The organism is Caulobacter sp. GW821-FHT11E11 (assembly GCF_058808315.1).
Window position 1 is genome coordinate 260620 of the sequence record NZ_JBXARO010000003.1, and the last position, 13353, is coordinate 273972.

General features: G+C 69.0%; 14 protein-coding genes and 1 riboswitch. Of the genes, 7 read left to right on the top strand and 7 right to left on the bottom strand.

Going from position 1 to position 13353, the window contains the following annotated elements; genetic code table 11:
• Positions 1–66: 66 nt before the first annotated feature.
• Positions 67–1440, top strand: a complete 1374-nt coding sequence (locus AC1RR5_RS08535) for an OprO/OprP family phosphate-selective porin (protein WP_492920868.1) — start codon at positions 67–69, stop codon at positions 1438–1440.
• Here AC1RR5_RS08535 and AC1RR5_RS08540 read toward each other — a convergent pair.
• A complete protein-coding gene (locus tag AC1RR5_RS08540; protein WP_492920869.1) occupies positions 1437–2750 on the bottom strand; it encodes an oxygenase MpaB family protein in 1314 nt (437 codons plus the stop codon). The two genes, AC1RR5_RS08535 and AC1RR5_RS08540, sit on opposite strands and share 4 nt — an antisense overlap.
• A gap of 113 nt (positions 2751–2863) precedes the next feature.
• Between AC1RR5_RS08540 and AC1RR5_RS08545 the strand changes: the two genes are divergently transcribed.
• The 3 genes from AC1RR5_RS08545 (at position 2864) to AC1RR5_RS08555 (ending at position 4595) form a co-directional block, all read left to right on the top strand.
• Positions 2864–3466, top strand: coding sequence for a TetR/AcrR family transcriptional regulator (locus AC1RR5_RS08545; RefSeq protein ID WP_492920871.1), 603 nt, complete (start codon positions 2864–2866; stop codon positions 3464–3466).
• A gap of 90 nt (positions 3467–3556) precedes the next feature.
• The gene (locus AC1RR5_RS08550) at positions 3557–4090 is read left to right on the top strand and encodes a hypothetical protein (protein WP_492920872.1); all 534 of its coding nucleotides are present in this window, start codon (positions 3557–3559) and stop codon (positions 4088–4090) included.
• A gap of 100 nt (positions 4091–4190) precedes the next feature.
• Entirely contained in the window at positions 4191–4595 is a 405-nt protein-coding gene (locus AC1RR5_RS08555) for a DUF4282 domain-containing protein (RefSeq protein ID WP_492920874.1), read from the top strand.
• A gap of 3 nt (positions 4596–4598) precedes the next feature.
• Here AC1RR5_RS08555 and AC1RR5_RS08560 read toward each other — a convergent pair whose 3' ends face one another.
• From AC1RR5_RS08560 to AC1RR5_RS08570, 3 genes are all read right to left on the bottom strand, one after another.
• Complete coding sequence (locus tag AC1RR5_RS08560; protein ID WP_492920876.1) at positions 4599–5045, bottom strand: MarR family winged helix-turn-helix transcriptional regulator; 447 nt, start codon at positions 5043–5045, stop codon at positions 4599–4601.
• Positions 5046–5056: 11 nt separating this feature from the next.
• Entirely contained in the window at positions 5057–5473 is a 417-nt protein-coding gene (locus tag AC1RR5_RS08565) for an organic hydroperoxide resistance protein (protein WP_492920877.1), read from the bottom strand.
• A 110-nt stretch (positions 5474–5583) separates the two neighbouring features.
• Positions 5584–6285 (bottom strand): DnaJ domain-containing protein, encoded by a 702-nt coding sequence (locus AC1RR5_RS08570; protein ID WP_492920878.1) that lies wholly within the window; start codon positions 6283–6285, stop codon positions 5584–5586.
• A 103-nt stretch (positions 6286–6388) separates the two neighbouring features.
• On the opposite strand from AC1RR5_RS08570, the gene pdxH reads away from it, so the two are divergent.
• Positions 6389–7057, top strand: a complete 669-nt coding sequence (gene pdxH / locus AC1RR5_RS08575; protein ID WP_492921326.1) for a pyridoxamine 5'-phosphate oxidase — start codon at positions 6389–6391, stop codon at positions 7055–7057.
• Between the two features lie 80 nt (positions 7058–7137).
• Positions 7138–8154: a hypothetical protein gene (locus AC1RR5_RS08580; protein WP_492920880.1), complete on the top strand. Its 1017-nt coding sequence runs from the start codon at positions 7138–7140 to the stop codon at positions 8152–8154.
• 5 nt (positions 8155–8159) lie between these two features.
• Here AC1RR5_RS08580 and AC1RR5_RS08585 read toward each other — a convergent pair whose 3' ends face one another.
• Entirely contained in the window at positions 8160–9086 is a 927-nt protein-coding gene (locus AC1RR5_RS08585; RefSeq protein WP_492920881.1) for a homoserine O-succinyltransferase, read from the bottom strand.
• Positions 9087–9135: 49 nt separating this feature from the next.
• Positions 9136–9240: riboswitch (SAM-I-IV-variant riboswitch) on the bottom strand.
• A gap of 52 nt (positions 9241–9292) precedes the next feature.
• Complete coding sequence (locus tag AC1RR5_RS08590; RefSeq protein ID WP_492921328.1) at positions 9293–9913, bottom strand: TetR/AcrR family transcriptional regulator; 621 nt, start codon at positions 9911–9913, stop codon at positions 9293–9295.
• A gap of 145 nt (positions 9914–10058) precedes the next feature.
• Between AC1RR5_RS08590 and AC1RR5_RS08595 the strand changes: the two genes are divergently transcribed.
• Positions 10059–11558 carry a bifunctional aminoglycoside phosphotransferase/ATP-binding protein gene (locus tag AC1RR5_RS08595; protein ID WP_492920883.1) on the top strand — a complete coding sequence of 500 codons (1500 nt, stop codon included), beginning with the start codon at positions 10059–10061 and terminating at the stop codon, positions 11556–11558.
• A 3-nt stretch (positions 11559–11561) separates the two neighbouring features.
• Here AC1RR5_RS08595 and AC1RR5_RS08600 read toward each other — a convergent pair whose 3' ends face one another.
• Positions 11562–13325 (bottom strand): hybrid sensor histidine kinase/response regulator, encoded by a 1764-nt coding sequence (locus AC1RR5_RS08600; protein WP_492920885.1) that lies wholly within the window; start codon positions 13323–13325, stop codon positions 11562–11564.
• Between the last annotated feature and the right edge of the window lie 28 nt (positions 13326–13353).

Here is a 13353-nt window from a genome sequence, read left to right on the forward strand (position 1 = left end):
TCGATATGTCGCATTAGGGAGGGGCAGGTTGCTCTTTCCCATGGTGCTGTTTTGCATCCCAAGTTTATGCCCCTCGTCGCGCTCGGCGCGGCGGGCGCCTGCCTGCTTTCGTCGCCTGTTTTCGCGCAAGACGCGCTGAGCCCCGAAGACCTCGCCGCCCTGCGCGCCGAGATCGCGGGGCTGAAGGCGCAGGTGCAGCGTCTGGAAGGCCGCCTGGACGCCGCGAGTGGGCTCCAGCGCACCGCGCCGCCAGCGGCCGCGCCCGCTGGCGCGTCCAAGCCCGCCGCGACCTCGGAGATCACCTGGAAGGGCTCGCCGGTGATCTCGGCCAGCGGCGGACGCAGCTTCAAGGCCAAGGGGCGGATCCAGGCCGATATCGGCCATGTCGACGCGCCGCGCACGCTTGCGGATCGCGGCCTGGGCACGGCCAGCGAGATGCGCCGCATCCGCCTGGGCGGCGAGGGCGGCCTGGGGGCTGGCATCGGCTACAAGCTGGAGCTGGAGCTCTCCGACAACGCCGTCGATCTCGTGGACACCTTCGTCACCTACAAGACCGGTGGCTGGCTGCTGGCCCTGGGCAACCAGAACCAGTTCCAGTCGCTGGACGAGCTGACCGGCGACACCTCCGGCGCGCTGATGGAGCGGGCGGCCTTCACCGACGCCTTCGCGTTCGAGCGGCGGCTGGGGCTTTCCGCGCAGTACGAGAAGGGGCCGTGGCTGGCGCAGGCGGGCCTGTTCGCCGACGACCTCACCGCCCTGGCCAACGCCAGCGACGGCCCGGCGGGCGGCGACGAGAACAACAGCTACGGCCTGGACGGCCGCGTGGTCTATGCGCCGAAGATCGGCAAGACCCAGTGGCACCTGGGCGGCTCGGCCCACTGGCGCGACCTGGGGCGCGTGGGCGACACCGCGACCCGCTATCGCCAGCGGCCCTATCTGCACACCAGCAACAGCCGCCTGATCGGCACGCGGGCGCTGGAGGTGCGGCAGGAGGCTCACTACGGCCTGGAGGCGGCGTTCGTGCGCGGCCGCTGGCATGGCGCGGCCGAGACCCACTGGCTGGACGCCCAGCTGAAGACGGGCCCGAACGCGCGGTTCTTCGGCGGCTATGCCGAGCTCGGCTACTACCTCACCGACGACACGCGCGGCTACAAGAGCGGCATCTTCGACCGCGCCAAGCCCAGGAAGCCACTCCGCGCCGGCGGTCTGGGGACGCTGCAGGTCAATGTCCGCTACGACTATCTGGACCTGAACGACCGCAGCATCGTCGGCGGCACGCAGAACGCCTGGCTGGCGGCGCTGATCTGGCAGCCGGTCGAGTTCCTGCGCTTCAACCTCAACGGCGGGATCCTGGCCTATACGGACGCCACGCCGCTGCCGAACGGCGACCGTGACTATACCGCCAAGGTCGCCGGGGCGCGGATGGAGCTGGACTTCTAGGCGGTCGCAGGCCTCCCGGCCGGCCGATACTTCTCGGCGTCCGAGGTGAACTCCGCGTGGCCGTAGCGGGCGAGCTGCTTCTTCAGCTTGGCCACCAGGCGGGCGTCGGCTAGATCGGCCACGCCTGGGACGTTGCGCGCCAAGCGGTAGGCCATCAGCTGACTGGTCACCAAGAGGGCGACCAAGCCGAACATCATGAAGTCGCGCGGGCCGATCTCGACACCCATGCGGCGGGCGGCGGCGACGTCGCCGTTCATGAAGTTGCGCAGGAAGAACACCTTGGAGAACCGCCGCTCGACCTTGTCGAACAGCCGGTTCTCCGGGCGCTCGTCGGGCGGCAGATAGGCGTTCAGCGTGGCGCGGACCAGCTCGCCGCAGGTGGCGTCGTCGAAGCCGGCGCGCAGGGTGCCGCTGCGGGCGTTCATGGTGTCCACGACGCCCTGCGGGGTATCGGCCAAGAGGTCCTCGGGCAGGCCCAGCAGGAAGCAGCGAAAGCGGGCCAGCTCGACCCGGGCGCGTTCCTCGGCGGTGAAGGTCTTCCGACCCTGGCCGACGATCTTGTAGCTCATCAGGAAGATCGGGATCAGGCCGGCGGGCATCTGGTCGACCTGCGGGATCGGGACGCCATAGACGCGCACGTCCCAGCGGTCCGAGCGCTTCAGGGCGTTGAAGCGCACCATCGAGTGCATCAGCCGCACCATGGCCGCCGCCCGGAAGCCGGCGCCGTGGCGCTCCAGCGAGCCGGGCAGCAGGGTGGTGGTGAAGAAGGTCGCCGTCTCGTTGACCCGCCGGGCGGCCGTGTCGCTGGACAGGGTCCCGGTCAGGGCCATCGGCAGGGCGGCGTACTTGTTCATGAAGGTGGCGATGAACGCGCCTCGGATCGCGAAGGGGCCGAGGTTGGCGGCGGCGTTGCGGTCCAGGCGCTGGCCCTCGCGGACCAAATCCATGTCCAGCCAGTCGGGCGCGGCTTCCATGTCGGCGATGAAGGCGGCCAGTTCCGGCGGGGCGTCGGGGACCGCCCCGATCCCTTCGTCACAGGCCTTGGTCAGCATCTGGATCAGCGGCCGGAAGCCGTACCGGGGCATCAGTGCCGCATAGGCGTCGGCCACCACGTCGCCCAGCATGGTGTAGGCTTTGATCAGCGCGACCTTGTCGGGATCCAGGTTGCGCAAGCGCGGCGCCACGCTGGCCTTCGGATCGTCTGTGAAGCGCTCGGGCGTGGCGTCGAAGTCGACGTCGCCGTACAGCGCGGGCAGGGCGGTCTTCTGCGAGGCGACCTTGGCCCGGACCTTTTCCAGCGCGGCGTTCATCGCAATCCTTTCGTCGCGGGAGCCGTGACGGATCCCATTCCAGGGCCTTAGGTTATGCCGCTGAGACCCCCGCGCTACTCGCCTTGCCCGCATCCTGAGAGGCCCAGCCGCAAGTGACTGAAAAGACGAGGCGAACGCCGCGCCAGCCGCGCTCCGAAGCGACGGTCGAGGCGATTCTGGAGGCGGCCTTTCAACTTCTGGAGGCCGGCGGGGTCGATGCCCTGACCACCAACCACATCGCCGAGCGGGCCGGGGTCAGCGTCGGCACGCTGTACCAGTACTTCGGCGGCAAGCAGGCGATCCTGGCGGCTTTGGCTCATCGACGCGCGGCGGCGGCCCGCGACCGCATCGCCGAGATCGTCATCGCGGGTCCTGAAATAGGTACGGTGCGCCTGATCGTCCGCACCCTGGCCACGGCCTTCGAAGGCTCGCCCGCCACCCGCCGCGCCCTGCTGGACGCCCTCACGGAGGAGGGCGGCGACGACGTGGTCATGCACAACCACCTGACCTTCTTTGACATGATCGCCGGCAAGGCCGCCCTGGGGTTCGATCTGTCGCCCGAGGCCGGCTTCGTCCTGACCCACGCAGTCGTCGGCCTCTTACGCGCCGCGACGATCGAGAGCGAACTGGCCCTGGATCCGCAGGCCCTGGAGGACGAACTGGTGCGGCTGATGGAGGCCTATATATCGGCGCTTCTGGTCACGCGGAGCGAGTAGTGCGCAGCCTCACGTCGACTCTCCGACGGAACCGCAGCGGCAAGGTGACGTTGTTTTGGCCGGGAGGGGCTCCCGACGGAGAGTAAAGACATGACCAACAAGCTCGCCCTGCTCGCCGCCGCTGCGTCGCTGACGTTCGCCGGTTCGGCCTTCGCCCAGAGCACCACCACCACCAGCCAGACGACGACCTCGCCGGCCCAGAGCGCCGCGCCGGCTACGCCTTCGGCCGCCGCGCCGAACCCGGCCGCGCCGACCTCGCCGACCACGGCCGCCCCGACTCAGTCGACGACGACCACCGCCACGCCGTCCGGCACGAGCACCACCCAGACCACGACGTCGCCCTCGGCCAGCACGGCTGACGCCGCCGCGACGCCCAGCTCGGCCACCGTGGCCAGCTTCAAGGTCGGTTCGGCCGTGAAGGACGCCGGCGGCGTCTCGGTTGGCCAGATCACCGGCACCAGCACGGGCGCCGATGGCTCGACCAACGTCATCGTCACCAACGGCGGCGTGAAGTTCGCCCTGCCGGGCAACAGCCTGAGCGCGGGCGCTGACGGCAGCGTCTCGACCACGGCCACCAAGGCCCAGATCGACGCCACCGTCGCCGGCGCCAAGCCTCAGCAATAACGGGCCGTCATCGGACCGATACAACCGCGAGCCCGCTCGGCATTGCCGAGCGGGCTCGTCACTGGTAGCGATGGCCTTCAAAGAGGCGTTAATCGCCGACTTGGGGTTCCGTATGCCTCCGGCCAATAAGACTAAGCGTTCCGGCTCCCTGATGTGGGATCTGCTGACCTTTGACCGTCTGGTCACCGGGCCAGTGATTCACTTCATCTATTGGGCTGGCCTGGGCGTCGTGGCCCTGTTCGGCTTCTCGGTCGTCGGCGCTGCCGTCGGCCTGGCGCTGAAGGAGCCTGGCGTCGGCTCGCTGCTGTTGGCCTTCCCGGTGCTGATCGCCGGTCTTCTGGTCGCCGGCGCCCTGGTGCTGCTGTGGCGCGCGTTCTGCGAATTCTATGTCGCCATCTTCCGGATCAGCGAGGACCTGCGGGCCCTGCGCCAGACCAGCGACGCCGACCACGCCGCGCACCGCGCCCGCCAGCAGGCCGCGCAGGCGCCGCGCCAGCAGGTCTAGTTCCTACTTCGCCAGAATCTTGAGGCGCTCGCGCAGGGTCTCGATGGTGTCCATCGGCATGTCGAGCGCGCAGATCATCTGTTCGGGAATCAGTTCGGCCTGATCGCGCAGGGCGCGGCCCTTGTCGGTCAGGGCGACGATGACCCGCCGCTCATCCTCGGGATCACGACGACGCTCGACCAGGCCACCGGCTTCCAGGCGCTTGAGCAGCGGGGTCAGGGTGCTGGAATCGAGATCCAGCGCATCGCCCAGGGCCCCGACCGTCTGCGGGCTCTTCTCCCACAGCACCAGCATGGCCAGGTACTGCGGATAGGTCAGGCCCATCGCGTCCAGCATCGGCCGATAGAGCCGCGTCATCCGATTGGCCGCGCCGTACAAGGCAAAGCACAGCTGGTTGTCCAGGCGCAGGGCCTCGACGGGACGATCGGAAGACGCGGGTTTTTTGCTCATCGGTTTACTGATTAAGCCGCCTTGACGCTGATGGCCACGTCAACATTGCCGCGCGTGGCGTTCGAGTAGGGGCAGACCTGGTGCGCGGTGGCCACCAGGGCCTCGGCGTCGGCCTGCGAAAGACCTTGGGTTTCGACTTCCAGCGCGACTTCCAGACGGAAACCGACCTCTTGCGTGGCGAGGCCGACCTGTCCGGTCACGGTGGAGCCGGTCAGCGCGATCTTCTGGGTGCGGGCGACGTGGGCCATGGCGCTCTGGAAGCAGGCGGCGTAGCCGGCCGCGAACAGCTGCTCGGGATTGGTCCCGGTTTCCTTGCCGCCCAGGGCCTTGGGCGCCGACAGTTGGATATCCAGCAGGCCGTCTTCGCTGCGAGCGTGGCCGTCACGGCCGCCAACGACGGTGGCGCGGGTGGTGTAGAGGGTGGTCATCGGAGTAGCTCCCTTGCTTGATTTCGATAGGGAGGATTTAATCGTGCGCGATCGATCTTCAAGTGTCGTTCGCGAAAAAATATCGTGCGCGATATAATTTGCAGAAAGGGTTAGGCCGCCCAGGCCGCCGCGAAGCGCTTCAGCAGCGAGCGGGCCGGGCTCTCGGCGCCAGCCTCGGCGGCTTCCAGCCGCAGGAAGAGATCGCCGGCCTTGTGCTGGGCGCGTGCGGGCAGGCCCTGGTTGGGCAGGCGAACCAGGCCGCGGGCAGCGGCCTTGGTCGAGATCCAGGCGGGGCGGCGGCCCAGCGGGGTGTCGGCGTCGACGCGGCCGCCCTCGGCCAGCACGCGCGGATCGACCTTGCCGGTGAGCCACAGGTCATCGCCGCGGACTAGGGCGCCGTCCTGGACCCGATAGCGGACCTCGAACATCACGCCCTCGACCCGAACCTTGTCGCCTTCGCGCAGGCCGGCCGGCAGCTTCAGCCGCAGATGGCGGCCGTCGATGGCCAGATCCTCGGCGCCGCCAGCGACGGCCGTGGCGATGTCGATGTCCAGATAGATCCGGTCGGCGATCGGCGGACCGCTGGTCACGGCCGGTGGGAAGGTCGCCGGCTGGTAAGGATGGTCCTGCAGCAGGCGGTAGGCGGCCAGCACGTCGCGGAACAGGGCCGCGTCGCCGGTCGGACGGTCGGGGTGGGCCCGCTTGGCCGCCTCGCGATAGGCGGTGCGCAGTTCGCGTTCGCCCGCGTCCGCGGCCACGCCCAGGAGGGCGCGGGCGGCGGAAAGCGTCAAGGCGGACGGACGGACGGTCATCCGCGCGACCCTGCCGCTGGGATGGTCAACGGCGAGTTAAGTTAAGACTTTAGGGGATCACCCCGAGGTGGCCCACGCGGCGCGGGCGGCCTATATCAAGGTCATGAGCGCCGACCCCACCTTGATCCCCGCCTCGCCCAGCGAGGACGACTATGTCCGCCAGGTCACCGAGGCCACGCCGCCGGCCCTGCTGAGCGAGGAGGATCCGTTCGCCCTGTTCGCCGAGTGGCTGGAGGAGGCGGGCAAGAAAGAGCCCAACGATCCCAACGCCATGACCGTCTCGACCGTCGACCCCGACGGCATGCCGGACTCGCGCATGGTGCTGCTGAAGGACGTCGATCCGCGCGGCTTCGTCTTCTACACCAACACCGCGAGCGCCAAGGGCCAGGAGCTGAACGCCCACCCCAAGGCCGCCATCCTGTTCCACTGGAAGTCGCTGCGCCGCCAGGTGCGGATCCGCGGGACCGTCGAGCCGGTCAGCGACGCCGAGGCCGACGCCTATTTCGCCAGCCGCGCCCGCCACAGCCAGCTGGGCGCCTGGGCCAGCGACCAGTCGCGGCCGCTGCCCGACCGCCTGGCCCTGGAAAAGCGCGTCGCCGAGATGGGCCTGAAGTTCGGCCTGGGGAAGGTGCCGCGTCCGCCGTACTGGTCGGGCTATCGCATCGTGCCGGTCACCCTGGAATTCTGGCGCGACCGCCCCTTCCGCCTGCACGAACGCCTGGTCTTCGACCGCGCCGGCGGCGGCTGGACCACCAAGCGACTGTTTCCGTAGACTAAAGTCTAGCGGTTGAGCGTCTGGGGCAGGGACATCCTTGAGGTGCGATTAACCGCCCGCGCCTAGGCTTTTGGCCGATGCGGCTGAATTCGATTTTCACCTTCCTGGCGACGGCGTTCGCGCTGCTGGTCTGCGCGACCGGCGCGTCGGCGGCGTGCACCGCCACGCCGACCGCGACGGGAACGGCGACCTATTCGCCCAACGCCGCCGCGCCGGTGACGCCCAGCATGGGGGCTGGCTTCGGCTGCGCGACGGGCAGTCCGCTGTGGATCTCGTTCTCCGGAAATTATGTGAAGGCCACGATCACGGCGTCGAACGGTTACAAGTTGAGTCAGTCTGGAGCGCCGGACATCAACTACGTGCTGTCGGCCGACGCGGCGGGGACGAAGCCGCTGTCGGGCTCGGCGACCTACTATGTCAACGGCACGGCGGTCGACCTGGCGGGGCTGATCGGCTTCGCGCCGAGCAGCGTGCCGGTCTATATCAAGCCGACCATCTCGGGCGCGGTGAAGTCGGGCGTCTATACCGGCGCGTTCACGGTCTCATGGGACTGGAGCCTTTGCTCGCTGGCCCTGGGCAGCAGCTGCATCGGCGTGACCGACAAGGACACCAGGTCGAGCGTCGTCACGGTCAATCTGACGATCAGTGGCGGCAAGCCGGCGACCGTCACGACGACGACGACCGTGGTCTATGACGACAAGAACGGCGTGACGAACCCCAAGTCGATCCCGGGCGCCAAGCAGCGCACCACCGTCACGGTGACCAATCCCGACACCTCGGCGCTGGTCAGCAACACGATGGAGCTGAAGATCCCGACCCCGGCCAACACCACGATCGCCTTGGACGGCGACGGCGCGGGCGGGGCCTTCGCGATCTTCACTGAGGGCAGCCCGGCCTCCGGCCTGGCGTTCAGCTACGTGGCCGCGACCAATCTGGGCGACGACGTCGAGTTTTCGTCCGACGGCGGCTCAAGCTGGCTCTTCCTGCCGACAGCGGCGACGCAGAGCCAGGTGACCCACGTGCGGCTCAAACCGCGCGGGGCGATGGCCGCGGGTTCGAACTTCAAGATCTCGCTCTCTTACGTGGTGAAGTAGGGCCTTCAGGCCGCTTCAGCCCCGATGTCGTCCAGGCGGAACGGCGTGGTCTGGTAGATGTCGTTGATCCAGTTGGCGAACAGCAGGTGGGCGTGGCTGCGCCAGCGGTTGCGCGGCGTCCGGGTCGCATCGCCGCCGGGGAAATAGTGCGCCGGCTGCGGCGTCGAGGGATCCTTGGCGCTGTCGCGGACGAATTCGTCCTTCAGGGTCTCGCCGTCATATTCCAGGTGGTTGAACATGTGCAGCGACCGGCGCTGGGCGTCCTCGATCAGGCACAGGCCGGCCTCGTCCGATTCCAGCAGAACCTTCAGGCCGGCGGCCTGGTCGACGTCCTCGCGGCGCACCTCGGTCCAGCGCGAGACGGGGATGTCGACCTCGTCGGCGAAGCCGCGCAGATAGGGCGAGGTCGGCTCGACCAGATGGTGGCCAAAGACGCCCGAGCGCTTGGCCGGCAGCACGTGCTTGCCCACGCCGTGGAAGTGCCGCAGCGCGGCCTGCGCGCCCCAGCATATGGTCAGGGTGCTGTGCACGTGGCGCTGGGTCCAATCCAGAATCCGGCGCAGCTCGTCCCAGTAGGCGACGTCCTCGAACTCCAGGGTCTCGACGGGCGCACCGGTGATGATGAAGCCGTCGAAGCGCTCTTCGCGCATGTCGTCCCACGAGCGATAGAAGGCCGACATGTGCTCGGCCGGGGTATTGCGCGGCGTGTGGCTGGCCAGCTGCATCAGGGACAGCTCGACCTGCAGCGGCGTGGCGCCCAGCAGGCGCGCGAACTGGGTCTCGGTCTTGGGCTTGTCCGGCATCAGGTTCAGCAGGCCAAAGCGCAGCGGGCGGATGTCCTGACGGGCCGCGTCGGTCTCGCGCATCATGACCACGCCCTCGGCCTCGAGGGTGGCGCGGGCAGGCAGTGAATCCGGAATCTTGATCGGCAAGGCTTCGCCCCTGAACTTCGACAACATCGACGCGGGACGGAAGCTGGGGTTGGACCCGTTGGATTGCCGTCTCGGCCACATCCTCCCGGAGGAGCGCCACCTTGCCCGGGAAGGCAGGTTGGCGTTGGGCGCGGCCCAACTCTTGATGCGGGTTCAGAACTAGCGGATGCGGCGCGCCGCGACAAGCCGGGCGAGGGGCCTTGCGACTATCGGACGCCGTAGCGGGCCAGGAAGGTCTCGACCGCGTCCTCGGCGATGGCCTTGATCGGGCGGCGGGACTGGACCTCGTCGCCGGCCGACAGGCCCAGCACCAGGGTCACGTGGTCCAGCATGCCCATCAGCTGGCCGGCGGCCCACGAGGCCTTCTGGACCTTCAGCTCGCCGGTCTTCACCAGATCGTTGATCACCGCGATGGCCGCGCCGCCCAGCTCGTCACGGGCGCTTTGCAGGAAGTACTCGGCGACGTCCTCGAACCGGCGGCGCTCGGCCGTGACGATGCGGAACATGGCGCGGGTGTCGGGGCGCGAGAAGAAGTCGGCATAGGCCACGGCCAAGGCGGTCAGCCGCGTGCGGGCGTCGCCCTTGGTCCGCACGGCCTCGCGCACCGGGGCGGCGATGCCGCTGACCGTCTCCATGACGATGGCCTTGAAAAGATCCGCCTTGCTGGGGAAGTAGGCGTACAGCGTGGCCGTCGAGACGCCGGCCGCGCGGGCCACCACCTCCATGCCCGCGTCGGCGTAGCCCTGACGCAGGAAGAGATTCCTGGCCGAACCGAGGATCTCCTCGCGCTTTTGACCCGACCGCTTCAGACCCGCGCCGACAAGCATAGGAGTACTCACACTTGATGTCTTCGATACAATCTAGCCGCGAAAATGAGGTGCAAGCAAGGCTGACGTTAGAGGACTCGCGCCGAGCTTTCGGCTATGCAGCGCCGGCGCCGGATTTCGTGCGCGGACAGATGGGATTTTCGGCGTGATCAAGGACGCGGAAGCCGCGCGCGAGCAGGAAGTGGCCGCCTGGTTCGAAGGCCGGGCCGAGAGCACGATCGAGACGTCGTGCGCACGCGTGTTCCTGATCGACGACTCGGCCTTCAAGGTGAAGCGCCCGGTCGACTTCGGTTTCCTGGACTATTCGACGCTGGAGCTGCGCCGCTGGGCCCTCGAGCGCGAGCTGACCTTCAACCGCGCCGCCGCGCCCGACATCTATCGTGAGGTCCGCTGCCTGACCCGCACCGCCGATGGCGGTCTGGAGATCAACGGCGAGGGCGAGATCGTCGAATATCTGCTGGAGATGCGCCGCTTCGACCAGAACGGCGTGCTGGCCACCCAGCCCTGGGCGATCGACGACGCGCTGGAGGATTCGCTGGGCCGCACGGTGGCCCGCTTCCACGCCGGTTCGAGCCTGCGCCCGCAAGGCGGCGGCGTCTCGGCCATGGGCTACACGATCCGCTCGAACGCCAACCTGCTGCGGGGTCTGTCCGCGCGTCTGGGCAAGCAGGCCGTCGAGCGTCTGGTGCACGAGACCGACATCGCGCTGGAGCGCCTGGGTCCGCTGCTGGACGCCCGCGCCACGGAGGGCTTTGCCCGCCACTGCCACGGCGACCTGCACCTCGGAAACATCCTGATCGAGAACGGCCAGCCGATCCTGTTCGACTGCATCGAGTTCAACGACACCCTGTCGGACATCGACGTGCAGTACGACCTGGCCTTCCTGCTGATGGACCTGGATTTCCGCCGTCGCCGCGACGCCGCCGGCCGGGTGCTGAACGCCTATCTGGACGAGGCCGCCCGCACGTTCGGCGAGGGCCTGTGGACCGGCCTGGCGGCCCTGCCGCTGATGCTGAGCGTCCGCGCCGCCGTGCGCACCCACGTCTGGGCCTATACCGGCGACGACGAGGCCGCACGGGCCTATCTGAACACCGCTCTGGAGCACCTGGCGCCCAAGCCGGTCAGCCTGGTGGCGGCCGGCGGCCTGTCGGGCTCGGGCAAGTCGACCTTCTCGCGCGTCTGCGCCCCGGGTCTGGGCTCGGCGCCCGGCGCGGTGGTCTTGCGCACCGACGAGATCCGCAAGCGCCTGTGGGGCGTGCCGTCGCTGCAGCGCCTGCCGCGCGAGGCCTATACGCCGGAGATGAGCGCCAAGGTCTACGACCAGCTGTTCCATGACGCCGAGCTGTGCCTGAAGGCCGGTCGCTCGGTGGTGCTGGACGCGGTGTTCCTGAAAGCCGAGGAGCGCGCCCGCGCCGAGGCCCTGGCTGAACGTGTCGGCGTCGGCTTCCTGGGTGTGTGGCTTGAGGCGCCGCCCGAAGTGCTGCGCGAACGCGTGGCCGCCCGCGTCAACGACGCCTCGGACGCGGATGTGGCCGTGCTGGAAAACCAGCTGACCCGCGACACCGGCGAGATCACCTGGCGCAAGGTCGACACGGTCAACGCCTTCGAGGACGAAGCCCGGGCGTTGGCGGAGACGATGGGGTAGGGCCTAGGCCGCCTGCCGGCCCTCGTCCGGGGGCTCGGGGTTCACCGCGCGGATGATCGCCGTGATCAGGTCCATCGGCTTGACCGGCTTGCCCAGGTGGTCGTCGAAACCCATGCCGAGGAACCGTTCGCGGTCGCCGGCCATGGCCGAGGCGGTCAGGGCGATGACGGGCAGGGCGGGGTCGCCGGCCTTGCCCTGGCGGATGGCCTCCAGGGCGGTGATGCCGTCCATCACCGGCATGTTGATGTCCATCAGCACACAGTCGTAGTGCTGCTGGGTCATGGCCTCGAGCGCTTCCTGGCCGTTCTCGACCACGGTCAGCGCGACGCCGGCCGGCTCGAGCATGGTGCGCACGACCAGCTGGTTGACGGCGTTGTCCTCGGCCATCAGCACGTGGATCTGGCCCAGGGCCTCGTCGTCGACCTGGGGCTCGGGTTCGGGCGCGACCGGGGCCTGGGACAGCGGCGCGCGGATGCTGAGCATGAAGCAGGCTCCGGGCCCGGAGCCAGGGCGCAGCACCAGGTCGCCGCCCAGCTGGCGGGCCAGCGAGCGCGAGATGGCCAGGCCCAGACCCGCGCCGCCATAGCCGCGCGAGATGGTCTCGTCGGCCTGGGTGAAGCTGTCGAACACACGATCGGCCGCCTCGGGCGGCACGCCGGGGCCGGTGTCGCAGACCGAGAAGCGGATCATCTGCTCGTCAGGCCCCACGGCCTCGGCGCTGACCGAGACGCGGACATGGCCCTGGGCGGTGAACTTGACGGCGTTGGAAACGAGGTTGGTCAGGACCTGGCGGATGCGCAGCGGATCGGCGCAGACCCAGGCGGGAACTTCCGTGTCGTAGCGGGCGAACAGCGACAGGCCCTTGGCCTCGGCCGCGTCGCGCCAGGCGTCGACCACGTCGGAGACAATGGCGCGCGGATCGACGATCTCGGGAGCCAGCTCGACCTTGCCGGCCTCGACGCGCGACAGGTCCAGCACGTCGTTAAGCAGCTGCATCAGGCTGTCGCCCGACTTGATCATCAGCTCGACCTGCTGGCGCTGGGCCGGGTCGAGGTTGGAGCGCCCGAGGGCGTGGGCCATGCCCAGCAAGCCGTTCATCGGCGTGCGCAGCTCGTGGCTGGTGACGGCGATGAAGGTCGACTTGGCGCGGGCGGCTTCCAGGGCGCGCTCGCGCTCGTCGCGCAGGCCGCGGGTCAGCGCGTCCATGCGCCGGGCGGCGGCGCGGTTGCGCAGGGCGACATTGACGGTGATGGCGATCAACAGCACCAGCGACCAGCGCAGGGCCTGGGTCGCCGGGTCGGCGCCGGCGATGAAGAAGAATGGGAAGACGATCAGGCTGGCGATCGGCGCCAGGCCGCTGAGGATCAGCAGAGCCAGCGGCTGGTGGCGGTACTGCTGCATGAACACCAGCTGGCCGCACCAGATGGCGACCGCGGCGATCTTGAGATGGTCGGAGCCGTTCAGCCACAGCAGCGCGGCCAGCGCCGCCCAGCTGCCGTTGACCGGGATGGCGGCCAGCATGAAGGCCGCGCGATCGGTGCGGCTGCCCGGACGTCCCTTGCCGAAATTGCGGGTGGCCAGGGCGGCCAGACCCTCGGCGACGAAGAAGCTGGCCAGCCAGGCCAGGGCGGTGCGGTAGCCGAGGCCGAAACCGATGACGCCAGCAGCCAGGCAGCCCGAGACGATGCGCGAAGGGCCGAGGCGGCGGATATCCGCCGCGACCTCGTCCAGTCGTTCATCAGCCAGAGTGTCGGCCCACCAGCCCAAAACAGCGCCCCTCGAAACGACGAACGTT